This is a genomic window from Streptomyces griseocarneus, assembly GCF_014655595.1.
GTDB classification, from domain to species: domain Bacteria; phylum Actinomycetota; class Actinomycetes; order Streptomycetales; family Streptomycetaceae; genus Streptomyces; species Streptomyces griseocarneus.
On sequence record NZ_BNBL01000002.1, the window covers coordinates 12,205 to 36,135 of the forward strand.

A 23,931-nucleotide genomic window follows, 5' to 3' on the forward strand; every position below is an offset into this window, starting at 1 on the left:
GGACGCGGCCGCGTTCGACTGAAGAACGCGCCCAGTCGAACGGCTGGGTACGCTGCGGCGAGCCTGCGACCGGTTCCACCCGGCCGCACCTTCGTGACCAACGGCGGGAAAAGCAGCGCGCGAGGGAGTGAAGTTGTCCAGCATTACCGGAACGGAAATCCAGCCCCATGCCGGCATCGTGGTGGTGGGCGGCGGGCTCGCGGGGCTCGAGCTCGCCACGGCCCTGGCGGAACAAGGGGCCGGGGACGTCGTGGTGCTGGAGGCAGGCCCCGGCGACGACCTCGCGCACATCCACATGGAGCGCACGCGGGACGACGCCACCCACGTGGTCTTCGCCCCCGAGAGCGACCCGCACTTCCACCGCCCCTGGGCCGCCGACTCGGCCCCGCACTACACCGGGATCTCCGGCCTGCGCCGCAGGCTGGGCGGCCGGTCCCTGTACTGGCACGGAGTGATCCTGCCGCTGGAGGACTGGGCGCTGCGCGCCCCCTGGTGGCCCTCCGACGTCGTCGCCGACCTCACCGAGAGCTGGCGGGGCGGCCCCTCGCTGTACAAGCAGGTCACCGCCGACCTGATGGACTGGAGCTCCCGGGCGCCCTGGAGCACCGGGGAGGCCTCGGAGCGGCACGCGCTGGGCGGCCAGGACTTCCGCCCCCTGCCCCGGGCCTGCCGCCGGGCCCCCGGCGAGGACCGCTGGGAGGCGTACACCGCCCTGCACCACTGGCGCGACACCGACGGCCGCCCGGCGCCCCCGCCCGGCGTCCGGGTCCACTGCCGCACCGAGGTCCTCGCCGTGGAGGTGCGCGGCGGCACCACCCGGGGCGTGCTCGTCCGGGACGCCGCCGGCGCCACGAGGGCGATCACCGCCGGCACCGTGGTGCTGTGCGCCGGCACCGTGGAGAGCACGCGCCTGGCGATCCAGGCCCTCACCGCGACGGGACGGCTGAGCGCGCCCCGGCTGGGCGGCCTCGCCGACCACATCGTGCAGGGCTTCGTCGTCCGCCTGCCCACGGCCGGCGGCACCGCCGCCGCACGCGTCCCGCGGCCCGGTTCGTACTACGTGCCGGCCGACCCCGCCTCGCGTTCGTACCTGCGGATGGACGTCCACGACGACGGGCCGGGCGCCGTGCTGCTGGACGTACGGGTGACCGGGGAGCAGCTCCCCAATGCCGACAGCGTGGTGGAGTGCCGCCCCGCCGCCGCCCTGCCCTGGCAGGCGCGGGTCCGCACCGCGCTGCTCGCGGAGGACCGCGAACTGATCGGTGCGCAGCGCGACGTCCTGCGCGACTTCTGGCGGGCGCTCGCGCACGAGCTGGGGCTACCCCCGGCACCCATGGACTTCACGGAGTTCGGCGACCCGGGCCGGGACAACACCCTGGTGCTGCCCGGCCGCACCCGGTCCCAGCCGCCGGGCGTGCCGGAGACCTGGACGAGCCTGCTCGGCACCGAGGACCACGAGGGCGGCAGCCTGCCGCTGGGCGGGGTGCTGACGTCCCGCCACGAGTTCGCGGACCTCCCCGGCCTGTACGCCGCGGGGCCGGCCGTCTTCCCCCGCCTGGGCGCCGCGAACCCGTCGCTGACGGCCATCGCGCTGTCCCGCAGGCTGGCCGCGCTCCTCGCCCGCGCGGCGTAGGCCGCCCGGCCGCACGGACCGCCACGACCACCAGCATCAGCTCCGCGCGACAACCCAGGGAGGAACAGTGCCGGGACCGGGATACCGCTTCGTCGGCCAGGAGGAACGCGACAACGTCCTCGAGGTGCTCGACCGCTGGCAGGCCGGCCGCGAGGCCTTCGACGACCCCGGCGAAGGGGTCATGGTCCGCCGCTTCGAGCGGGCCGCGGCCACGCGCTTCGGCGCCGCCCACTGCCTCGGCGTCAACAGCGGCACGTCCGCGCTCGTCGCCGCCCTGGTGGGACTCGGGATCGGGCCGGGCGACGAAGTGATCGTGCCCGGCTACATGTTCGTCGCCTCGATCGCCTCGGTGCTGCACTGCGGTGCCGACGTCGTCCTCGCCGAGATCGACGAGTCCCTGACCCTCGACCCGGCCGACGTACGGGCGAAGATCACCCCCCGCACCAAGGCCATCATGCCGGTGCACATGCTGGGCGCGCCCGCCGACATGACGGCCCTGCGCGCCCTCGCCGCCGAGCACGGGCTGCACATCCTCGAGGACTGCGCGCAGAGCGCCGGCGCCAGCTACCGGGGGCGCCCGCTGGGCACCCTCGGTGCCGCCGGGACGTTCTCGCTCAACCACTTCAAGGTGATCACGGCGCTCCAGGGCGGGTTCGTCCTCACGGACGACCCGCTCGTCTTCCAGCGCGCCTACTCCTTCCACGACCAGGGATGGTTCCCCTACCGCCGGGACCACGGCGAGGGGGATCCGCTGCTCGGCATGAACCTCGGGCTCGGCGAGCTGCACGCGGCCGTGGCGCTCGCCCAGCTCGGCAAGCTCGACCGGATCCTCGAGCGGGTCAGAGCGGTCAAGCGGCGGCTCGTCGAGCGCATCGGCGACCTCCCGGACGTGCGCCGCAGGACGCTGCACGACGCGGCGGGGGAGTGCGGCACCTTCGCGGTGTACGTGTTCGAGCACGCCAAGCACGCGCAGGACGTCGCCGGACGCATCGGCGCCAAACCGCTCTCCGACTCCCCGACGCACCACTACGGCAGCCTGCCCGCGCTGGCCGCGTTCGGGCGGGGGGACCGCTCGGTGGTGCCGTTCCGGGCGCCCGGCGCCGGCCGGTGGCCGCGCGACTACGAGCGGGGCGCGCTGCCGCGCACCGACGACATCCTCGCCCGCTCGGTGGCGCTGGCCACCGGGGTCTCCGACGGCTACCTGGGCGCGGGATTCGGCGTGCACGCCGGGTCGTCGGAGGCCGAGATCGACGAGGTGGCGCGGGAGTTCCGGCGAGCGGTCACGGGCACCAGGACGGTGTGAGCGGGGGCCGGCTCAGCCGGCCACGCCCCGCAGGAGCCCGGTCAGTTCGCGGGCGACGCCGCTCGCCGCGTACACCAGCCACGGCCCGTCGAGCCGGCGGCCGCCCCGCAGATCGTCGAGGCGCCCGCCGGCCTCCCGCACCAGCAGGGCGACCGGGGCCCGGTCCCACACGTGCCCGCCCTCGTCGATCACCGCGTCCACGCGTCCCTCCAGGAGGTCGCCGACCAGGCAGACCGAGGACTCGGTCCAGCGCATCCGCTCCTGCACGGCGCCGACGGGCGAGCCGGGGAACAGGAAGCCGCCCACCCGGGCCCGGTCGAGGGCGAGATCGGCCTGCGGAAGCCGCAGCCGCCGCGCCGTCGACAGGGGCCGGGCGGAGGGGGAGGCGTACGCGCCGAAGCCGTGCCGCGCCCACCAGCGCCTGCCCTCGGTGGGCCGGCTGATGACGCCGATCCGCAGTTCCCCGTCGATCTCGAGGGCCACGTGGGTGCCCCAGTCGCGCTCTCCGGCCAGAAACGGGATCGTGCCGTCGATGGGGTCGAGAATCCAGCGGCGCGCGGCCGCCGAAATCGCTCCGCTCTCCTCGCTGAGCACCGCGTCCCCGGGACGCTCGGCGGCCAGCACCTCGAGCATGGCCTTTTCGACCGCGAGATCGGCTTCACTGACCGGACTGCCGTCGGCCTTCTTCCGTGAATCGGGATCCTGTCCGAAGAATCCCAGTGCCATTTCGTCGGCCAGGTCGACGAGGCGGTGCGCGAGAATGACATCGCTGTCGGTTTCCATCGCCGCACCATATCCCTTTGCCACAGGCCGGTGTTAGCCTCTGGCATGCTCTTGGAGAACAAGATCGTGGAGCGCCGGAGCCTGCTCCGCCTTGTCGCGGAGAACTTCCAGGACACCGGGCGCGATGACGGAGAAGCCGAAGAGCTGGAATTCCTTCCGCTCGGCGAGGACAGCTGGTCATATCGCTTCGGATCCCTGTGGATCAGCGTGCGCCGTGATCTCGACGGCCATTTCCCGGGGGCCTACGAGGCGGCGGTTCTGCTGCGGGAGGGCGGAAAGGACTTCGTCCTCGCCCCGCTGCCCGGACGGGACGGAAGGGTCGTCCACGACATAGCGGGCTTCCCCGTCGTGGTCTTCCCCTACGTCGAACGCGCGGCCGCCGCCCCGGTGGCCCCGGACGCCGCGCAACTCGCTGTTCTCGTACGGCAGCTGGAGGAGGTCCACCGCTTCGCCGCCCCCGCCGGACTCCCGGCCGACGTGCCCGTGGAGGACTTCCGGTTCCCGTTCGAGTCCGATCTGGAGAAGGCGCTGCAGGCCGCGCTGAACGACGAGACAGCCGGCCACGGGCCGTACGGCCGGCGCCTGACCGAGCTGGTCACCCGGCGGTGGGACCACCTCACCGCGCTGCGGCGGGACGCGGCACGCGTCGCCGACCGCTGCGCCATCCTGTGGCAGGGCGAGCGGCCCGCGCTGACGCACGGCGACCCGAGCCCGTCCAACGTCCTGTTCGGGCCGGACGTCCACATCCTCGACTGGGGCGGCATGATGTGGGCCCCGCCGGAACGCGACTGGTCGGCCGTCACCAGGGCGTTCGGCACCCCACCGCGCGGGCGCGCGGAATTCCTGCGCTTCTACGCCCTGCGCTGGACGCTCGCCGAGATCGCCGAGTACGCCGCGCGGTTCTCCGGGCCCCACACGGGGGACGCCGACGACGACGCCATGTGGGGACGGCTCACGCACTACCTCCCGGCCCTCTGACCGCCCTTCGGGGTCCCGGCGCCGGGACCACCATCACCCCTGCTCGTGTGAGGAGTCGCTGCATGCGTCCGCTCGGTATGGAAGGCGCCTGGCTGGTGGAGACGCAGGCCTTCGGGGACGACCGCGGAGAGTTCCAGGAACTCTTCCGCGGCGGGGCGTTGAGCGACGTCCTCGGCTACGCACCCGGCGTCGCGCAGGTGAACCGGTCGGTCTCCCGGCGCGGCGTGGTGCGGGGCGTGCACTACGCCGACGTCCCGCCCGGACAGGCGAAGTACGTCACCTGCGTCGGCGGCTCCGTGCTCGACGTCGTGGTCGACCTCCGCGTCGGCTCGCCCACCTACCGCACCTGGCGGGCGGTGCGCCTGGACGACCCGCGGCTGAGCGTGTACGCCGAAGCCGGCCTCGGCCATGCCTTCATGGCCCTCACCGACGACGCCACCGTCGTCTACCTCACCTCCGAGGAGTACGCCCCGCAGCGCGAGCGCGCCGTCCATCCCCTCGACCCCGCCCTCGGCATCGACTGGCCCGCCGGGATCGAGCCCGTGCTGTCCGAGAAGGACCGCACGGCCCCCGGTCTCGAGGAGATGGAACGGCGCGGGCTGCTGCCGGACTTCGGCGCGTGCACGACGTTCCACCAAGCCATGCGGGAGAGGTTCGCGGCCGCACGGCACCCGGCCTGAGGGGCCGGGGGGCTGCTCAGCGCCCCTGCTCCGCCCGGCCCGCCGCATCGCGCAGCGCGGGGAACGCCTCCGCCAGCGCCTCGCGCCACTCGCGCAGCGGGCCCATCCCCGCCTCCTGCCACCGGCGTTGGTCGAGCAGGCTGAAGCCCGGCCGCGGGGCGGGGCGGTCCAGTGCGCCGCTGCTGGTGGGGCGGATCCGGTCCGGGTCGGCGCCGAGCAGCCGGAACGTCTCACGCGCCAGCGCGTACCAGGTCGTCCCGCCCGTGTTGGTCGCGTGGTAGACGCCGGCGGGCGCCGTGTCCCGCAGCGCCGCGGTGCCCAGCGCGACCAGCCGGTCGGCGAGGTCAGCTGTCCAGGTCGGCTGACCGTGCTGGTCGTCGACGACCGGCACGGTGTCCCGGCCGGCCGCCAGCCGGATCATGGTGGAGACGAAGTTCCGGCCGCCCGCCCCGTACAGCCAGGCCGTGCGCACCACGTAACCGGTCTCCGGCAGGATGCCGAGCACGGCCCGTTCGCCCGCGAGCTTGGTCATGCCGTACACCGTCCGCGGGCCGGGAGGGTCGTCCTCGCGGTACGGGCGGTCGGCCAGCCCGGCGAAGACGTAGTCGGTGGACAGCTGGAGCAGTCGTGCGCCGCTCCGGCGGCAGGCGTGGGCCAGGTGCGCGGGTCCCGCGCCGTTCACCTCCATGGCCTGTGCGGGATGCGACTCGGCCGCGTCGACCGCCGTCCACGCCGCGCAGTTGACGACCACCGCGGGCCGGTGGCGTGCGACGGCGGCCCGCGCGGAGGCGGGGTCCGTGACGTCCAGGGCGGCGCGGCCGAGCGCGGTCACCGCGATCCCCTGGAGGGCCAGGCGGGCGGTGAGTTCGCGCCCGAGCATGCCGTCGGCGCCGGCGACGAGCCAGCCGGCAGCGGGTATCGGGGACACGGCGACGACCTCCGGTTCGGGGTGGGCGGGGTCAGGCGGACAGGGCACGGTGCGCGAGCAGCGGTTCCCACCAGGAACGGTGGGTGCGGTACCAGGCGACGGTGGCGGCCAGGCCGGTGCCCAGGTCCGTGGCGGGCGCGAAGCCGAGCTCACGGCTGATCCTGCCGGAGTCCACCGCGTAGCGGCGGTCGTGGCCCTTGCGGTCCTCGACGTACTCCACGCTGTCCCAGCCGGCCTCGCAGGCCTCCAGCAGCAGGCCGACGAGCTCCCTGTTGCTCAGCGCGGTGCCGCCACCGATGTTGTACACCCGTCCCGCCCGTCCCCGGGTCCGGACCGCCTCGATGCCCCGTACGTGGTCGTCCACGTGCAGCCAGTCCCGCACGTGCAGTCCGTCGCCGTACAGCGGCACCTTGCGTCCGTCCATCAGCAGGGTGACGAAGCGGGGGATCAGCTTCTCCGGGAACTGGTAGGGGCCGTAGTTGTTGGAACAGCGGGTGATCCGGACGTCCAGGCCGTGGCTGACGTGCTGGGCCAGGGCGAGGAGGTCGGCCGACGCCTTGGAGGCGGAGTAGGGGCTGTTGGGCCGCAACGGCTCGTCCTCGTTCCACGATCCGTGCTCCAGCGAGCCGTAGACCTCGTCGGTCGACACCTGCACGAACGGGGCCGCGCCGTGCCGCAGCGCCGCGTCGAGGAGCGTCTGCGTGCCTTGCACGTTGGTGCGCACGAACGCGGAGGCGTCGAGCAGCGAGCGGTCCACGTGGGACTCGGCGGCGAAGTGGACGACCTGGTCCTGGCCGGCCATGACCCGGTCGACCAGGGGCGCGTCGCAGATGTCGCCCCGTACGAAGACGCATCTGGGGTCGTCGCGCACGGGGTCGAGGTTGGCCGGGTTGCCCGCGTAGGTCAGGGCGTCCAGCACGGTGACCCGCACATCGGGCGGCCCTTCCGGGCCGAGCAGGGTGCGGACGTAGTGGGAGCCGATGAAACCGGCTCCGCCGGTGACGAGCAGACGCGTGGTCATGGCGGGGCCCTGCTTTCCGGAAGGTGGGATCGAGGAAGGGCGGAATCGAGGGAGGGTGGGTCGAGGCCTGTGGTCAGGACGAGATCTGGGCCGTGCTGTGGTCGCCGAGGACGAGCCGGTGGGCGTGCGGCACGGGCGGGGCCGGCGTCACCCGGACGTGCCGGCCGATGAGGGACGCCTCGATGCGCCGCACGCCGGAGATGGAGGCGTTGCGCAGCACGATGGAGAACTCCACCTCGCTGTCCTCGACGAGGCAGTCCTCCGCGATGGAGGTGAAGGGCCCGACGTAGGAGTCGGCGACGACCGCGCCCGAGCCGATCACCGCGGGGCCCACGACGCGGGAGTTGCGGACGACGGCGCCCTCGTCGACGCGGACGCGTCCGATGAGCTCGCTGCGCTCGTCCACGAGGCCGTCGCAGCGCGGCTCGACGGTCTCCAGGACCAGCCGGTTCACCTCCAGCATGTCGGTGACGTTGCCGGTGTCCTTCCAGTAGCCGGTGATCTGTGTGGAGCGCACGTCCCTGCCCGCGTCGATGAGCCACTGCACGGCGTGGGTGATCTCCAACTCACCCCGCCAGGACGGCTCGATGGCCCGCACGGCCTCATGGATCGCGGGGGAGAAGAGGTACACGCCGACCAGGGCGAGGTCGCTCTTCGGGCGCGCAGGCTTCTCCTCCAGACCGCGCACCCGGCCGGAGGCGTCGAGCTCGGCCACGCCGAAGGACCGGGGGTCGGACACATGGGTGAGCAGCAGGTGGGCGTCCGGCCGGTGCGCGCGGAACTCGCGGATCGGCTCGTCGATGCCACCCACGACGAAATTGTCTCCGAGGTACATCGCGAAGTCGTCGTCCCCCAGGTACTTGCGGGATATACGGACGGCGTGGGCGAGCCCCAGTGGCTCCTGCTGCGGAATGTAGCTGACGTCGAGGCCGAATTTGGAGCCGTCCCCCACGGCTTCCATGATTTCGTCGACCGTGTCGCCGACCACAATGCCGACGTCCGTTATCCCGGCGGCGGCGATCGCCTCCAGCCCGTAGAAGAGAACGGGTTTGTTGGCCACCGGGACCAGTTGCTTGGCCGAGGTGTGGGTGATGGGCCGCAGGCGGGTGCCCGCGCCGCCGGCCAGTACGAGCGCTTTCATGGGTGCTCCCTGCATGGTGTGGGGTGGGGCCAGGGGTCCGTCGGTCGCCGCACCGGGCGGCCCCGCCACCGGGTGGCGGGAAACGTACGCTGCGTGGCGTGATCCACTCCTCGGCGCAACTCGCATGTGTAAGGGGCGCATTGAGACAAGATCGGTCGTTGTGACGCACCTGCGGCCGGAAAGCGCCGCAGGCGGGTACGGTCCGCCGAGCGGTGCCGCCGCCGGTGTCCCGTGCGGGCCCGGTGTCCGCCCGGTGTCCGCCCGGTTCTGCTCGGCCGGCGGGTCCGGGACGGGGCGGCGCCCGCCCTCCACAGGGGCACTTTTCAGCCGCTTTACCTTGCTTTACTGAGATCTTGGCGGGTGCTAAGCATATGACGGAGGAAAGCCCCGAGGCGGTGCCGGACTCCTTACAGTGGAATGCCTTTGTGGCCGAAGGGTATGTAGTGGAGACTAATTCCCGTAACAGCCCCGTTCAAGCCCGTGACACGCCTGCGGGTCCTACCGCAGAATTCAGTACCTGTAGCTCGAATTTATCCGGTGTCGCCAGGGTACCCATCAGCTCTCTCCGGCCGTCCGACTCCCCCCGCAGGGCCGGAGAGAACCCGGAGCACATTCGCGCGCTCGCGGAATCCGACGCACAACTGCCCCCCATCGTCGTGATGCCGTCCACGATGCGCGTCATCGACGGCATGCACCGGCTGCGGGCCGCCGAACTCCGGGGTGCGACGGAGATCGAGGTCCGGTACTTCGAGGGCGAGGAGAAGGACGCCTTCGTGCTCGCCGTGGAATCCAACGTCACCCACGGCCTGCCGCTCACCCGCGACGACCGCAAGGCGGCCGCGGCACGGATCCTCAGCAGCCACCCCCTGTGGTCGGACCGGGCGATCGGGTCGGCGACCGGGCTCTCGGCCAAGACGGTGGGCGCTCTCCGCGCCCGTTCAACCGAGGCACTTCCACAGTCGAACGTCCGCATCGGCCGGGACGGCAGGGCCCGGCCGCTGGACCCCACCGAAGGACGCGTGCTGGCCGGCCGCCTCCTGCAGGAGAACCCCTCGGCCCCGCTGCGCCAGATCGCCGCACAGGCGGGCGTGTCGCTCAGCACCGTCTCCGACGTCCGCAAACGGCTGCAACGCGGCGAGGGCCCCGTACCCGAACGGGCGCGGGGACGGAAGGAGACGGGGACGGGCAACGGTACCGAGGAGCCGCCACAGCGACGGCGCTCTGATGAGGCCGAGGTGAACAGGCCCTCACGCACCCTGATGCTGCGCCACCTCAGCCGCGATCCGTCGGTGCGGCTGACCGAGGACGGCCGCGCACTCCTGCGCTGGCTCAACGTCGTGGCGGTGCAGGGCCAGGACTGGGAGCGCCTGCTCGGCAACATCCCGCCGCACCGCGTCGGCGTCATCGCCGAACTGGCCCGGGGCTGCGCCGAGATCTGGCAGCAGGTGGCCGAGCAGCTGGAGAGGAGCGGCGGCGAGGTGGAGGGCACGGCGGGCGAGCGCTCCGCCGACGCCCCGGTCCAGGCGTCCGTCGTCGGCGCCGGCGGCGGCCTCGGTGGCGGCATCGGGACTGGCACCGGCATCGGCATCGGTACCGGCATCGGGACCGGCGTCGGGTCCCGCGCGGCGCGCGCCATGAGCGCCGTGCGGCCTGAGGAGGTGGCCGTCCCGGTGACCGACCCGCCCGAGCGTGCGGCGAGCGGCCCCTCCGAACCCTGCTGCGCCGTCATCGCTCGCCGGCAGCTGCGCACGACGCGGCGGTAGGCCACCGGGCGTGCCCGGTTCCGGGCAGCGGCCGGCCCGTACGGCCGCTGCCCACTCAACGACCGGAATGTTCAAGGGAGATGAACGATGAAGGTGGGAATCCTCGGCGCCGGGCGCATGGGGCAGCTGCACGCGCGGGCGCTGGCCGCACTCGCGGACGCCCCCTCCTTGGTGATCCACGACGTCGACCACGACGCCGCCGAACGGCTCGCCCGTTCGCTGAACGCACACGCCGCGGGGACGGCGACGACCCGGTCCTCGCTCGGCGAGGTCATCGCAGGCGCCGACGCACTGGTGGTCGCCACCCCGGCGACCCGGCGCCGGGCGGCTCTGCTCGAGGCGTCACGGGCGGGCCTTCCGGTGTTCTGCGAAAAGCCCCTGACCGCCGACGTGGAGGAGGCCCGCGAGATCGCCGCCGCCCTTTCCGGGGCACGGCTCCACGTGGGGTTCCAGCGCCGCTGCGACCCGGGTTACCGGATGCTGCGGGAGGAGATCCGGTCCGGCCGGCTGGGGCGGATCCTGATGGTGCGGTGCACCGCGTTCGACCATGCGCCACCCGCCGGCGCGTACGAGCGCACCGCGGGCGACATCTTCACCGACTGCCTCATCCACGACATGGACGTCGTGCACTGGCTGACCGGACAGCCGACCGTCGCGGTGCAGGCCGACGGCGCCCGGATGCTGGGCGGCGATGGGTACGACGTCGCGACCGCCGTGCTCACCCTCGGCGACGGCGCGCGGGCCGTGCTCTCCGCTTCCCGCCTGGATCCGCACGGTTACGACCACCGCGTCGAGGTCCTGGGAACGAAGGGCTCCCTCGCCGTCGGGCTCGACGAACGGACCCCGCTGCGGCGGGTCGGGGCCGACGGCGACCGGCTTGCCGCGGGGCCGCCGCCGCACGCTCCGTACCGGGACTTCACCGACCGCTTCGCGGCGGCGTACCAGCAGGAGATGCGGGCGTTCCTGCGGATGGCGACGCACGGGGAGCCGAGCCCGTGCACCGCCGCGGAGGCGCTGGCGGCCCAGGAAGTGGCCGCGGCCGCGGGCCGGTCGGCGCGGGCCGGGACCCGCATCACCCCGGCGGTGGATGCCTCCCGGACTGCGGAAGCCGCCACGGAAGCCACTATGGAAGCCGCCACGGAAGGACGGATCCGATGACGCGGAGGGCGAACGGGTCCACGCGGCGTGCCCCGTGGCGTCGGGGTGCGGTCGCCTGCAGCGTTCTGCTGACGCTCGTCACCGTTCCCGTCGCCTCCTCGGCGTCCGGTCCGGACGGCGGGAAGCCGGACCGGGGACAGGAGACGGCACAGAACGTCATCCTCCTCGTCGGTGACGGCATGGGCGACTCGGAGATCACCGCCGCACGCGACTACACCGTGGGGGCCGGAGGCCGCCTGGCCATGGACCGGCTGCCGATGACCGGCACGTCCCTGACCCACTCGGTGGACGAACGGGGCCGGCCCGACTACGTCACCGACTCCGCGGCCGGTGCCAGTGCGTGGGCCACGGGGCACAAGACCGTCAACGGACGGGTGTCCAAGACCGCGGGCACCAACCGGCCCGTGCCCACCGTGCTGGAGCTGGCCCGGCGCCAGGGGTACGCGGTCGGCAGCGTCACCACCGAGTCGGTCGCCGACGCCACGCCCGCCGCCCTCACCGCGCACGCCACCGACCGCTCGTGCAAGGGGCCGGCCGACATGGCGGCCTGCCCGGCGGACACCCGGGCGCGCGGCGGCGCCGGCTCCGTCGCGGAGCAGACCGTCGCGCTGCGGCCCGACGTCCTGCTCGGCGGCGGGACGGACGTCTTCGCGCAGACCGTCACCGACGGGCCGCACCGCGGCCGTACGGTGCTGGAGCAGGCCCGGGCCGGGGGCTACCAGGTGGTGCGCGACAGCGCGGGCCTGAAGGCGGCCCGTTCCGGGCAGCCGGTGCTCGGGCTGTTCGCGCCGGCCGCCGTGCCGGTGGAGTGGACCGGGGCCCCGGCCGTCGTCGGCGGGACGCGGCCCCAGCGATGCGCCGTCCACAACCCCGCACGCCCGGCCGGCACGCCCACGCTGGAGGAGTCCACGCGCGCCGCGCTGGACCTGCTGACGGCCCGGCACGAGCGCTCCGGGCCGGCCGGCAAGGGGTTCTTCCTGCAGGTGGAGGGCGCCTCCATCGACGACCGGAGCCATGACGCCGATCCGTGCGGCCAGATCGGGGAGACCGTCGCCTTCGACCGGGCCGTCGCCGCCGCGCTCGCGTACGCCGACGCGCACCCCCGCACCCTCGTGATCGTCACGGCCGACCACGGGCACGCCGGCCAGGTCCTTCCGGTGGACGCGCGGCCGCCCGGCCGCTCCAGCACGCTCATCACCGACGAGGGCGCTCTGCTGCAGCTCGGGTACGCGAGCGGCGCGCCGGACGACGTGCAGGAGCACACCGGGGTGCAGGTGCGCATCGCGGCCAGGGGGCCGCAGGCCCACCGGGTGCTCGGCGTCCACGACAACACCGCGCTGTTCGGCACGCTGCGTTCGGCGCTCGGCCTGCGCTGAGGCTTCCGCGAAGGAGGACGCGCGTCCATTCCGGGGTCGCCCGCGGCCGCAAATTCCTTCACCCATGCCATTCCCATGTCCCTTTCACAGGGCCTCGGTTGAAGAATTCCCGAGTCCCCCGCAGCATGGTCCGGCGGAAGCGGATCTCCGTCTTTCCGGCACGGCCTCCATGGAAGTCGAAGGGTGTGAAATCGTGAGCTCTTTCCAGGAATTGCCGAGGTGGCCCCAGCTCTCGGACGACGACATCGAGGCGGCGGTCGCGGCATTGCGCTCCAACCGCCTCGTCGGTCTGTCGAACAGCGTCGTCGAGGAATTCGAGTCGGCGCTGGCCGCCGGGCAGGGGGTCGGGCACGCGGTCGCGGTGTCCACGGGCACGGCGGCGGTCCACCTGGCGCTGCACGCCCTCGACGTCGGCCCGGGCGACGAAGTGATCGTGCCCACCCATACGTTCATCGGCTCGGCGAGCCCCGTCACCTATCTCGGGGCCCGCCCGGTCTTCGCCGACGTCACCCCCGACACCCACTGCCTGGACCCCGATTCGGTGAAGTCGCTCATCACCGAGCGCACGAAGGCCATCGTGGTCGTCCACATCAACGGCTGTGCCGCCGACATGGAGGCCCTGGCCGCCGTGGGCGCGGCGGCCGGCGTACCGGTGATCGAGGACATGGCCCAGGCGCTGGGCACGCAGATCGGCGGGCGCCCGGTGGGAGGCTTCGGCGATCTGGCGTGCGTCAGCCTCTTCGAGCAGAAGGTGATCACTTCGGGTGGTGAGGGCGGCGCCGTCCTGACGAACAACCCGGCCTACGCCGAGCGGGTGCGGCGGCTGCGCAGCCACGGCGAGGGCCCCATCGAGGGCCGCCCCGGGCTCATCTGGGCCCATGAGGTCGGCTACAACTACCGGCTCACCACGGTCCAGGCGGCGGTCGGCCTCTCCCAGCACGCCCGCCTCGGCGCGATGGTCGAGGCACGCAGGAACAACGCCGCCCGCCTGTCCGAGCGGCTCGCCGGCGTCGAGGGGCTCGAGCTGCCGGTGGAGCCGGAGAACACGGTCCACGCGTTCTGGAAGTACGTGGTGCGCGCGGTGCCGGGCGACGGCCGTCCGCCGGCGGCGGAGATCGCGGCGACGCTGCGCTCCCGTGGCGTCCCGGTGCTGCTGCGCTATCCGTTCCCCCTGCACCAGCAGCCCGCCTTCGACGGCCATCAGGACGTGTCGCTCCCGGTCGCGGAGCGGCTGTCGCAGGAGCTGCTGGCGCTGCCGTCGCACCCGGCGCTGACGGAGGGGCACCTCGATCACATCGCGGACGAGGTCCGCAGGGCCTTCGCCGCGTGACGGCCCTCCCCGCGACATCAGGAGAAACAGGAGAGCCCATGTCCTCTGCCCCGTCCCCCGCATCCTCCGGGGCCTCGTCGGCCACCCCCGCCGAACGCCCGCCGGTGCTGCTCGGCACCTCCGCCTTCGGCCAGAACGAGCGGGCCTTCCCCGTCTACGACGCCTACTGGCAGGGCGGCGGCAGGGCCTTCGACACCGCGTGGCTGTACGGGCACGCGTACGGGCCCGGCTGCTGCGAGCGCACGTTCGGCGCATGGGCGGCGTCCCGTGGCGTCGAGAAGGACGTCTGGGTGCTGGCCAAGGGCGCGCACACGCCGGAGTGCCTGCCGGACCGGGTGGAAGCGCAGTTCGCCGAGAGCCTCGAGCGCATGCAGCGGGACGACGCCGCGCTCTACATGCTGCACCGGGACAATCCCGAGGTGCCGGTCGGCGAGTTCGTCACCGTCCTCGCGGAGCTGGTCCGGCGCGGTCTGACCGGCGCCTACGGGATGTCGAACTGGTCGCTGGCCCGGGTGAAGGAGGCGGTCGCCTACGCCCGTGCGCACGGCCTCCCGGAGCCGGCCGGGGTGAGCAACCAGTTCAGCCTCATCGACATGGTGCAGCCCATCTATCCGGGGACCGTGAGCGCGAACGACCCCCAGTGGCGGGCCTGGCTCGCCGAGGAGGGCATGTGCCTGTACCCGTGGGCCAGCCAGGGGCGCGGGGCGCACGCCCTCGCGGACCCGGACGAGCTGCGCACCGGCCCGCTCGCCGAGAGCTGGTACAGCGAGGCCAACACGGCACGGCTGCGCCGGGCGCAGGAGCTCGCAGGCCGCAAGGGCATCTCCTCCACGGGGATCGCCCTCGCCTGGACGCTGTCCCAGCCGTTCCCGGTGGTGGCGCTGATCGGGCCCAGGCAGCCGGAGGAGGTACGCGACTCCCTGACGGCGATGACGTACCGGCTCACCGGGCCGGAGCGCGAGTGGCTGGAGAGCGGCGAGGGCGTGCTTCCCGGTCAGTGACATGCCGCCGAGCCCGGGCGCCCTCCGGTAGGTTGCGGCGGGAAAATCCACTCCGTAGAAGGACATTCCGCACATGAGCACGTCGAAGAACGTCGTCGAGGTCCCGGACGCCCTGGCGGCGTCGTACCACCGCAGCGCCGGTGAGGCCGGGCGGGCCTGGATCGCCGCGCTGCCCGCCCTGGCGTCCCGGCTCCTCGAGCGCTGGGAGCTGAAGCGGGACGGCGAGGCCGGCCACGGCGAGGCCTCGCTGGTGCTGCCCGTGCTGCGCAGGGACGGCACGCGGGCGGCGCTGAAGTTCCAGATGCCCAAGGAGGAGACCGCCGCGGCACTGACCGGCCTGCGCACCTGGAACGGCGACGGCGCGGTGCGGTTACTCGATCACGATCCGGCGAGCAGCACCATGCTGCTGGAGCGGCTGGACGCCTCCCGCACTCTGGAGTCCGTCGAGGACGACGACGTCGCGATGGGCATCCTCGCCGGCCTGCTGGCGCGGCTCGTCTCCGTCCGCGCGCCGGAGGGGCTGCCCGGGCTCGGCGGCATCGCCGCCGGGATGCTGGAGCAGGTGCCCACCGCGGTGGCGGCGCTGGCCGACCCCGCCGACCGGCAGCTGCTGAGGACCTGCGCCTCGGCGGTGGCCGAACTGGCCGGCGAGCCGGGGGACCGGTTGCTGCACTGGGACCTGCACTACGGCAACGTCCTCGCCGGGGAGCGCGAGCCGTGGCTGGCCATCGACCCGGAGCCGCTGGCCGGGGACCCGGGCTTCGACCTGTGGCCCGCGCTGGACAGCCGGTGGGAGGACGTCGCCGCGACCGGTGACGCCCTGCGGGTGGTGCGGCGGCGGTTCGACCTGCTGACCGACGCGCTCGGCCTGGACCGCGGGCGGGCGGCCGGCTGGACGCTGGGGCGCGTGCTGCAGAACTCCCTGTGGGACATCGAGGACGGGCACACCGCGCTGGCCGCTCCCCAGGTCGCCGTCGCGCAGGCGCTGCTGAACCGCTAGCGCGCCCTCCCGGCCGCGGCCCGCGCGGGCCGCGGCCGGGAGTTCTTCTTCCCCCTTCACGCCAACAGTCAATGAGGAGAGTCATGAGTCTGGTCAGCGTGCACAACGAATGGGACCCGCTGGAGGAGATCATCGTGGGGACGGCCATGGGCGCACGGGTGCCCAGGGCCGACCGCAGCGTGTTCGCCGTGGAATACGCGGGGGAGTACGAGAGCCAGGACCAGGTCCCCTCGGGCGCCTACCCGGACCGGGTGCTCAAGGAGACCGAGGAGGAGCTGAACGTCCTGTGCGAGGAGCTCGAAGGGCTCGGCGTCACGGTCCGGCGCCCGCAGGAGCGCGACAACTCCGCACTGATCACGACCCCGGACTGGCAGACCGACGGCTTCCACGACTACTGCCCGCGCGACGGACTGCTCTCCGTCGGGCAGACGGTCATCGAGTCGCCGATGGCGCTGCGCGCCCGTTTCCTGGAGTCGCTGGCCTACAAGGACATCCTCCTGGAGTACTTCGCCAGCGGCAGCCGGTGGATCTCCGCGCCCAAGCCGCGGCTGACCGACGCCATGTACGACCCGTCGGCGCCCGCCGGGGAGCGGCTGCTCGACCTGGAGCCGGTCTTCGACGCCGCCAATGTGCTCCGCTTCGGCACCGACCTGCTGTACCTGGTCTCCGACAGCGGCAATGAACTCGGTGCGAAGTGGCTGCAGTCGGCCGTCGGCGACCAGTACACCGTGCACCCCTGCCGCAAGCTGTACGCCTCCACCCACGTCGACTCCACGATCGTGCCGCTGCGGCCGGGCCTGGTGCTGATCAACCCCTCGCGGGTCAACGACGAGAACATGCCCGACTTCCTGCGCTCCTGGCAGACCATCACCTGCCCGGAGCTGGTGGACATCGGCTTCACCGGCGACAAGCCGCACTGCTCGGTGTGGATCGGCATGAACCTGCTCGTGGTGCGGCCCGACCTCGCCGTCGTCGACCGCCGGCAGACCGGGCTGATCAAGCTGCTGGAGAAGCACGGCATGGACGTGCTGCCGCTGCAGCTCACCCATTCCCGCACCCTCGGCGGCGGCTTCCACTGCGCCACCCTGGACGTCCGGCGCTCGGGCTCCCTGGAGACCTACCGGTTCTGACCCACCGGTTTCCGGCCTACCGGTTCTGAACGAGCCCCCCGGTCCGCGGCGGCCGCCCCGGTGCCGCCGCGGACCGTCCTTCAACTCCCCTACCGCGACAGGAGATTGCCCAACGTGATAGGTTACGGGGTTTGCGTCGGCCCGTCCGATCTCTTCGACCGCATCTGCCGGCCGGGCATCGAGCGCGTCCGGACGCCCGGCAGCCCGCTGTTCACGATGCGCCACCAGCGCTCGATGTTCGAGGCCTACAACGCCATCTTCGACCAGGCCGCCGCCAACTCCGACGTCACGGGCCTGGTGATGCTCCACGACGACGTCGAGCTGCGCAAGAACCCCGTCGACGTGGCGGGCCCGGTGTTCGAGGACGAGTCCGTGGGCATGCTCGGCTCGCTCGGCGGATCCGACACCGTGTCCCTGGCCTGGTGGAACGAGAAGGCGACCCGGCGCGGACGGGTGGCCGACTACGACAAGGTGCACGACCACGGCGCCGGACGGCACGAGGTGCACGCCGTGGACGACGTGATCCTGTGCGTGAACCGATGGGTCATCGAGAACGTGCGCTTCCCGCCGGGCCACTACCGCGGCTTCGAGGGGCTCGGCGTCATCCTGGCCACGCTGGTGCGCGCCGCCGGCAAGCGCGTCGTGGTCGAGGACCTTCAGGACGTCATGCACCACAACGCCGGCCGCGGCTTCAACGGCCTGACGGACTGGCGCCACAACGAGCTGCGCTGGCAGCGCCAGTTCTTCGACCTCAGCCCGCTGGAGCGGCTGGGCAACCACCTCGAGGACCTCGCCGTGCCCACGATCCCGGCCCGGGTCGCCGCACGGCGGCTGGCGCTGCGCGCGGCGGGCCGGGGGCACGAGGTGAGCGACGGCGAGTCCGGCGACCCGGCGATCGACGAGCTCGTGGACGGCTGGTACCGGCGGTGCAAGCGGCTGCGCGGCCGGATGAAGGTGTGAGGAGAGGACATGGCGAAGTACACGCGGCTGCGCTACGACGTCGAGAAGATCCCGATCGCCGAGCTGGTGCGCGAGATCCTCGCGGTGGACGACCTGGAGGGCCTGGCCGCCAGCGATGCGCCGGCCACGCGGGAGACCGACCAGAGCACGGACCACCACAAGCGCTTCTACGACCGCTTCGACGTCATCACGCCCGCCTACCGCAAGCTCGCCCAGGAGCTGCTGGGCCGGGAGGCGGAGACCCACTACCTCCAGCGGGTGCCGACGTTCCGGGTGCACCTGCGCAACTCCGTCGCGGTCGGCGACTGGCACCGTGACCGCGACTTCGGTCACGACGTCACCGAGGTCAACTACTGGGTGCCGCTCACCAGGGCGTTCGGCAACAACACCGTGTGGATCGACAACGAGCCGGTGCACGCCGAGTACGGCGACGTCATCGTCTTCGACGGCGCGAACTCCTGGCACGGCAACGTCGTCAACGACACGGAGATCAGCCGGGTGAGCATGGACTTCCGCACCATTCCCCGGGCCAGTTACCGACCCAACGAAAAGAAGTCGGTGTCCTTCGGGATGCCGTTCCTCCTCGGTGAGTACTGGGACATCCCCTGAACCTGCCGAGGGGACGGGCGGTACGGCGGATATCCTCCGCCGTACCGCCTTTCCTTCGTTTACCCGCCCGCCGACGGGGCGTTGACATGAAAATACGGTCTTCATAGCCTGTCGTCATGAATCCCAGCGTGGAGACGACTTCGAATTCGACTGCCATTCCCGCGACATTTTCCACCGCGGACGGCAATTCCGACGAGGCTCTGTTGTCCCTGGACGAGCGATTCCAGCAATTCGTGGCCAGTCTCCCGGCCGACCGTCCGGTGTGGTTCTGCTTCTTCTCCTCCGGACTCCTGCACGTCATCCAGCACTTCCTGCGATTCGTCCCGCCACAGCTCAACTGCGCGTTCCTCTCCAGTGGGCTGACCCCGGAGGAGATCGCCGTACGGGACACCATGAGCGGCGGGCTCCCCGCCTTCGACATGGACGAGCGGGTCGGCAGCCACGAGATCTTCGAGTTCCTGCTGCGCAACCTCGACCGGCCGTTCGGCATCGTCGACAGCGACTGCTTCGTGATGGACGCCGACTGGTTCACCCGGTGCACGGACGGGCTGGAGCCGGGCGTGGCCGTCAGCGGCCCCCTCAGCTACGGGCCGATCCCGCTGGCCGCCCCGCCGTTCCTGGCGATCAACCCGCTGGCCCGCCCCGAGATCGAGCGCGCCATCGGCGGTCCCGTCTCGCCGGCGGCCTACTCCTACACCCCGCCGGGGCCGGAGAAGGAGATCGACGGCGCCATGGTGCGGCTGATCCAGCCGCACCACGAGGCGGCCCTGGCCAAGGTGCTGGCGATGGAGGACCACCGGCTGCCGTTCCCGCAGGGCGGTCTGCTGGACGTGCTCGACGACGGCCGCGAGGTGCGCAGCCACGAGCGCCACCACCATGTGCACAACGGGAACAGCGTGATCCGGGTCGTCTTCGACGGGCTGATGTTCTACCAGCTCATGGCCCTCGCGGCGGGCTGGCGCATCGCGCACTTCCACAGCTTCCCCGGCACCAAGGTCTTCGCGCCGCAGATGGTGCACGCGGGCGGCATCTCCTACTGGCACCGGCTGCGGCCCAGCGAGATCGCCGCCGGCATCCACGAGCTGCCGTGGTCGGCGCACATCGACGCGCTGCTGCTGGAGGACTTCAACGCCCGCCAGGACGCGCCCGAGGCCTACCGGGCCCGCAGCGTCCGGCTCGCCGCAAGCCTGCGCCAGTCGAAGACGGACCTGGCACGGCTCAAGGAGGAGCTGAGCGGCAAGCTCTCCGCGGTCGGCGTCGACGTCACCGACCCGCGCTGGCACGCGGTGCTGGGCTGAGGGCGGGGGAGCGTCATGCGCGTACTGCTGACCGGCCACCAGGGCTACCTGGGCACCGTCATGGCACCGATCCTGACCGCCGCCGGGCACGAGGTCACCGGACTGGACAGCGGCCTGTTCGCCTCCTGCGTGCTGGGCGCGCCGGAGACCGAGGACGTGCCCGGCCTGGCCCTCGACCTGCGCGAGGTCACCGTGGAGACGCTGCGCGGCTTCGACGCCGTGGTCCACCTGGCCGCGCTCTCCAACGACCCCCTCGGCTCGCTGGCCCCCGACATCACCTTCGACATCAACCACCACGCCTCCACCCGGCTCGCCCGGCTGGCCAAGGACGCCGGGGTGAGCCGGTTCGCCTACGCCTCGACGTGCTCGGTGTACGGGGCGCAGTCCGGCGACGAACCGGTCGACGAGGACGCGCCGCTCAAGCCCGTCACCCCCTACGCGGTCTCGAAGGTCCGCGTGGAGGACGACCTGGTGGAGCTCGCCGACAGCCACTTCACGCCGTTCTTCCTGCGCAACGCCACCGCCTTCGGCTTCTCGCCCCGGATGCGCACGGACATCGTGCTCAACAACCTGGTCGGCCGGGCGCTGCTCACCGGCCGGGTCACCGTGCTCTCCGACGGGACCCCCTGGCGGCCCCTGGTGCACGCCGAGGACATCGCCCACGCGGTGCTCGCCGGGCTCGCCGCGCCGGCGGACGTGGTCCGGGCACGGGCGTTCAACGTCGGCGGAGAGGAGAACAACCGGACGGTCGCGCAGATCGCCGAGGCCGCGGCCGCCGCGGTGCCCGGCTCCGTCGTGGAGATCACCGGCGAGACCGGCGACGACCCGCGCTCCTACCGGGTCGACTTCACGCGGGCGCGCACCGAACTCGGCTTCCGGGCCCGCTGGAGCATCCCGGACGGGGCAGCCCAGCTCCGCAGGGAATACCGCGCACGCGGCCTCACCCGGACGGCCTTCGAGAACGATTTCACCCGCCTCGCGGTGCTGCGGCGCAGACAGCGGGAGGGCTCCCTGGACGAGGCCATGCGGGTGCGGCGATGAGAATTCTGCTGAGGAGGGGACGACAGTGAACCCGGACATTCCGGTGGTGCTCCTGTGCGGCGGCTACGGCACCCGCATCCGGGAGGCCAGCGAGCGGTTGCCCAAGGCCATGGTCGACATCGGCGGCCGTCCGATCCTGTGGCACATCATGAAGATCTACAGCCACTACGGCTTCCGCCGGTTCGTGCTGTGCCTGGGGTACAAGGGCTGGGAGATCAAGCAGTTCTTCCTGGACTACCGCGCACGGACGTCGGACTTCACCATCTCGCTCACCGACGAGCACCGGCTGCGCTTCCACGACGACCGGGCCGACGAGAACTGGGAGATCACCTTCGCCGAGACCGGCCTGGAGACCGCGACCGGCGCCCGGCTGCGCCGCATCCGGCACTACGTGGACACCGATGACTTCATGATGGGCTACGGCGACGGCGTCGGGAACATCGACCTGGCCGCGCTGGAGAAGGAACACCGCGACGCCGGGCGGATCGGCACGGTCACCGGAATCCACCCGACGTCGAAGTTCGGCGAAATGGACGTCGAGAACGATGTGGTCCTGGAATTCAACGAGAAGCCCACGCAGGTCACCGGCTTCGTCTCCGGCGGGTTCTTCATGTTCCGCCGGGAGTTCCTCGACGACTACCTGGACGACGACCCGATGCTGTGGCTGGAGAGCGACCCCTTGCAGCGCCTGGCCCGCGACAAGCAGCTGACCCTGCACGCCCACCACGACTTCTGGTGCGCCATGGACACCTACAAGGACTACCAGCACCTGAACGGGCTGTGGGCGGCGGGGAACGCTCCCTGGAAGGTGTGGGACTGAGGCACCCGCCGGCCCCATGGCTCGCTGCGACGGCCCGTCAGGCGCCGAAGAGCTTGTCCTGCTCCTCGCGGAGCGCGTCGATCAGCCGGCCCGGCGGCAGTGTCACGTCGTCGTAGGTGAGCACGGCGTCCCGGGCGACGTCGCGGCGGAGCACACAGCCCTCGGCGACCCCCATGGGGAGCAGGCGCTGCGCGCGGGTCGCCGCGTGGGTCTCGGCGACGCCGTAGGTGTCGTAGCCGCCGAGGCCGTCGAGCGTCGCACCGGCCCTCAGGTCCCGCTTGGCGGAGGCGACCACGTCCACCCTCGGCCCGGCGGGCGGCGCCAGGGCGGCGTCGGCGAAGTCCACCGCGCGGGCGACGGTGTTGGGCACCTCGAAGTGGCACAGGTGGTAGGGGGTGTAGAAGCTGTACAGCGGGCCCTTGCCGAGCTTGTACAGCTCGAGGTAGTGCCGCTGCCGGGGGTCGTCGTGGGTGCCCAGCACGTACACCCCGGGACCGGGCCGCGCGCCGACCACGTAGTCGACCACGCCGCCGAGCTCGCGCAGCTCGTCGATGTCGTAGAGCCCGGTCAACTCGTCGACGTGCCCGGTGTGGTCGCGCCCGTACATCCCGCGCCTGCCCACGGTGAAGCCGAAGGCGTTGGCGACGATCGCCTGCTCGAAGGAGACCTTCGTGCCGTCGGCGAAGCTGGTGACCATGTGCACGTTCTGGCCCCAGCGTTCGGCGAAGCCCCGCTGGGTGGCGGGCGTGCGGTACTCGTCCTGGAGGCCCTTGACGTTGCCCGCGACCAGGGGCGTCACCCCCAGGCCCCGTACGAAGCGCAGGAGGTTGGCCTGCACCGCGGGCTGGTCGCCGTCCGCGCCGGTGAGCACGACGCCGGCGGCGCGGGCCCGGTGGGCCAGCAAGGGGCCCACCGTGCCGTCCAGTTCGGCGTTCATCGTCACCACGGGCAGGCCGCGCTCGATGGCGGCGACGGTGACGCGGGCGCCGAACTCCACCGCGCCGGTGACGTCGACCAGGCAGTCGATCCCCTCGGCGGCGAGCAGGGCGAACGCGTCCTCGGTCACCACCGGCCGGCCGGCGGCGACCGCCGACTCGATCTGCCCGGTCGTCTCGGCGCGCAGCGGCCGGACGCCCGCCTCGGTGTAGGCGCGTTCGGCGCCCTCCAGGTTCCGGTTGGCGATCGCGGCCAGTCGCATGCCGGGCACCGAGCCGACGATGTGGCGGGCCAGTCCGCGGCCCATGAAGCCGGCGCCCACCATGGCGACCCGGATCGGCCGGTCCTGCTCCGCGCGCCGGCGCAGGGCGGTGTCGACGATGATCATCGCGTGCCCACCGGGGCGGCGGCCAGCAGCGGCCAGCCGGCGTCCTTGGCCGTGACCACCTCCACCGGGACGGGCCACTCCACCCCGAGTGCCGGATCGTCCCAGCGCAGCCCGCGTTCGGCGCCCGGCGTATAGGCGGCGGAGACCTGGTACAGCGTCTCGGCCTCGTCGGTCAGCGTCAGATAGGCGTGCGCGAAGTTCCTGGGGACGTGCATGGCCAGCCGGTTCTCGGCGGTGAGGGCCGCGCCGAAGTGCTGCAGATACGTGGGGGAGTCCGGCCGCAGGTCGACGATGACGTCGTAGACGGCGCCCCGGATGCAGCGAATGGTCTTCGCCTCCGCGTTCGGTGCCAGTTGGTAATGGAATCCGCGCAGGGTTCCCCTGCGGTGGTTGAACGACACGTTGCACTGCTCGACCGCGGGCTCGAGCCCGGCCGCCTCGAATTCCTCGCGGCAGAACGAGCGGGCGAAGAATCCCCGGTCGTCCTCCAGCCGTTTCAGCTCGATCAGTGCGGCGCCTTCCAGCGGAGTTGCGTGCACCAGCATGGGCGACTCCCTGATTTGTATCGATTCGTCATGGAATTCCGAGACTATGGCCGCATCAGGATTCGGGGCAACGGCTGCGTTCCGACTGCTGACGGTACGCAGTCGAACG

At 72.3% G+C, this 23,931-nt stretch carries 21 protein-coding genes and 1 pseudogene; 16 read left to right on the forward strand and 6 right to left on the reverse strand.

What is annotated here, in order from left to right:
• The first annotated feature begins 133 nt into the window (after positions 1-133).
• Together IE295_RS34080 and IE295_RS06020 are read left to right on the forward strand one after the other, a co-directional pair.
• Positions 134-1,633, forward strand: coding sequence for an FAD-binding protein (locus IE295_RS34080; protein WP_263453522.1), 1,500 nt, complete (start codon positions 134-136; stop codon positions 1,631-1,633).
• A gap of 67 nt (positions 1,634-1,700) precedes the next feature.
• The gene (locus tag IE295_RS06020; protein ID WP_190062453.1) at positions 1,701-2,936 is read left to right on the forward strand and encodes a DegT/DnrJ/EryC1/StrS aminotransferase family protein; all 1,236 of its coding nucleotides are present in this window, start codon (positions 1,701-1,703) and stop codon (positions 2,934-2,936) included.
• A gap of 12 nt (positions 2,937-2,948) precedes the next feature.
• On the opposite strand, the gene IE295_RS06025 is transcribed toward IE295_RS06020, so the two are convergent.
• The gene (locus tag IE295_RS06025) at positions 2,949-3,719 is read right to left on the reverse strand and encodes an inositol monophosphatase family protein (protein ID WP_190062454.1); all 771 of its coding nucleotides are present in this window, start codon (positions 3,717-3,719) and stop codon (positions 2,949-2,951) included.
• 45 nt (positions 3,720-3,764) lie between these two features.
• On the opposite strand from IE295_RS06025, the gene IE295_RS06030 reads away from it, so the two are divergent.
• Together IE295_RS06030 and IE295_RS06035 are read left to right on the forward strand one after the other, a co-directional pair.
• Positions 3,765-4,697 (forward strand): phosphotransferase, encoded by a 933-nt coding sequence (locus IE295_RS06030; protein WP_190062455.1) that lies wholly within the window; start codon positions 3,765-3,767, stop codon positions 4,695-4,697.
• 62 nt (positions 4,698-4,759) lie between these two features.
• Complete coding sequence (locus IE295_RS06035; protein ID WP_190062456.1) at positions 4,760-5,377, forward strand: dTDP-4-dehydrorhamnose 3,5-epimerase family protein; 618 nt, start codon at positions 4,760-4,762, stop codon at positions 5,375-5,377.
• A gap of 16 nt (positions 5,378-5,393) precedes the next feature.
• On the opposite strand, the gene rfbD is transcribed toward IE295_RS06035, so the two are convergent.
• The 3 genes from rfbD to IE295_RS06050 form a co-directional block, all read right to left on the reverse strand.
• The gene (gene rfbD, locus IE295_RS06040; RefSeq protein ID WP_190062457.1) at positions 5,394-6,305 is read right to left on the reverse strand and encodes a dTDP-4-dehydrorhamnose reductase; all 912 of its coding nucleotides are present in this window, start codon (positions 6,303-6,305) and stop codon (positions 5,394-5,396) included.
• A 31-nt stretch (positions 6,306-6,336) separates the two neighbouring features.
• Positions 6,337-7,326 (reverse strand): dTDP-glucose 4,6-dehydratase, encoded by a 990-nt coding sequence (rfbB, locus tag IE295_RS06045; protein WP_190062458.1) that lies wholly within the window; start codon positions 7,324-7,326, stop codon positions 6,337-6,339.
• 73 nt (positions 7,327-7,399) lie between these two features.
• The gene (locus IE295_RS06050) at positions 7,400-8,467 is read right to left on the reverse strand and encodes a glucose-1-phosphate thymidylyltransferase (protein WP_190062459.1); all 1,068 of its coding nucleotides are present in this window, start codon (positions 8,465-8,467) and stop codon (positions 7,400-7,402) included.
• A gap of 443 nt (positions 8,468-8,910) precedes the next feature.
• On the opposite strand from IE295_RS06050, the pseudogene IE295_RS06055 reads away from it, so the two are divergent.
• The 12 genes and pseudogenes from IE295_RS06055 to IE295_RS06110 all read left to right on the forward strand — a co-directional run.
• A pseudogene (locus IE295_RS06055) lies at positions 8,911-9,954 on the forward strand (ParB/RepB/Spo0J family partition protein); the annotation flags it as partial.
• Between the two features lie 363 nt (positions 9,955-10,317).
• Complete coding sequence (locus tag IE295_RS06060) at positions 10,318-11,388, forward strand: Gfo/Idh/MocA family protein (RefSeq protein WP_190062461.1); 1,071 nt, start codon at positions 10,318-10,320, stop codon at positions 11,386-11,388.
• Positions 11,385-12,764, forward strand: a complete 1,380-nt coding sequence (locus IE295_RS06065; protein ID WP_190062462.1) for an alkaline phosphatase — start codon at positions 11,385-11,387, stop codon at positions 12,762-12,764. The genes IE295_RS06060 and IE295_RS06065 overlap by 4 nt, the downstream gene beginning before the upstream one ends.
• 193 nt (positions 12,765-12,957) lie before the next feature.
• Positions 12,958-14,094, forward strand: a complete 1,137-nt coding sequence (locus tag IE295_RS06070) for a DegT/DnrJ/EryC1/StrS family aminotransferase (protein ID WP_190062463.1) — start codon at positions 12,958-12,960, stop codon at positions 14,092-14,094.
• A 38-nt stretch (positions 14,095-14,132) separates the two neighbouring features.
• The gene (locus IE295_RS06075) at positions 14,133-15,095 is read left to right on the forward strand and encodes an aldo/keto reductase (RefSeq protein ID WP_190062464.1); all 963 of its coding nucleotides are present in this window, start codon (positions 14,133-14,135) and stop codon (positions 15,093-15,095) included.
• Between the two features lie 73 nt (positions 15,096-15,168).
• Positions 15,169-16,095: an aminoglycoside phosphotransferase family protein gene (locus IE295_RS06080; protein ID WP_190062465.1), complete on the forward strand. Its 927-nt coding sequence runs from the start codon at positions 15,169-15,171 to the stop codon at positions 16,093-16,095.
• 83 nt (positions 16,096-16,178) lie between these two features.
• Entirely contained in the window at positions 16,179-17,225 is a 1,047-nt protein-coding gene (locus tag IE295_RS06085; protein ID WP_190062466.1) for an inosamine-phosphate amidinotransferase 1, read from the forward strand.
• A 114-nt stretch (positions 17,226-17,339) separates the two neighbouring features.
• Positions 17,340-18,185, forward strand: a complete 846-nt coding sequence (locus IE295_RS06090; protein ID WP_190062467.1) for a glycosyltransferase — start codon at positions 17,340-17,342, stop codon at positions 18,183-18,185.
• 9 nt (positions 18,186-18,194) lie between these two features.
• Positions 18,195-18,794 carry a streptomycin biosynthesis protein StrG gene (locus IE295_RS06095; RefSeq protein ID WP_190062468.1) on the forward strand — a complete coding sequence of 200 codons (600 nt, stop codon included), beginning with the start codon at positions 18,195-18,197 and terminating at the stop codon, positions 18,792-18,794.
• Positions 18,795-18,922: 128 nt separating this feature from the next.
• Positions 18,923-20,092: a dTDP-dihydrostreptose--streptidine-6-phosphate dihydrostreptosyltransferase gene (locus IE295_RS06100; protein WP_505016466.1), complete on the forward strand. Its 1,170-nt coding sequence runs from the start codon at positions 18,923-18,925 to the stop codon at positions 20,090-20,092.
• Between the two features lie 15 nt (positions 20,093-20,107).
• The gene (locus IE295_RS06105) at positions 20,108-21,133 is read left to right on the forward strand and encodes an NAD-dependent epimerase/dehydratase family protein (protein ID WP_190062469.1); all 1,026 of its coding nucleotides are present in this window, start codon (positions 20,108-20,110) and stop codon (positions 21,131-21,133) included.
• Between the two features lie 25 nt (positions 21,134-21,158).
• Positions 21,159-21,953 (forward strand): glucose-1-phosphate cytidylyltransferase, encoded by a 795-nt coding sequence (locus IE295_RS06110; protein ID WP_190062470.1) that lies wholly within the window; start codon positions 21,159-21,161, stop codon positions 21,951-21,953.
• Positions 21,954-21,990: 37 nt separating this feature from the next.
• Here IE295_RS06110 and IE295_RS06115 read toward each other — a convergent pair whose 3' ends face one another.
• Both IE295_RS06115 and rfbC read right to left on the reverse strand, forming a co-directional pair.
• Positions 21,991-23,277 (reverse strand): NAD(P)H-dependent oxidoreductase, encoded by a 1,287-nt coding sequence (locus tag IE295_RS06115; protein WP_190062471.1) that lies wholly within the window; start codon positions 23,275-23,277, stop codon positions 21,991-21,993.
• Positions 23,274-23,822, reverse strand: coding sequence for a dTDP-4-dehydrorhamnose 3,5-epimerase (gene rfbC, locus IE295_RS06120; RefSeq protein WP_190062472.1), 549 nt, complete (start codon positions 23,820-23,822; stop codon positions 23,274-23,276). The genes IE295_RS06115 and rfbC overlap by 4 nt, the downstream gene beginning before the upstream one ends.
• Between the last annotated feature and the right edge of the window lie 109 nt (positions 23,823-23,931).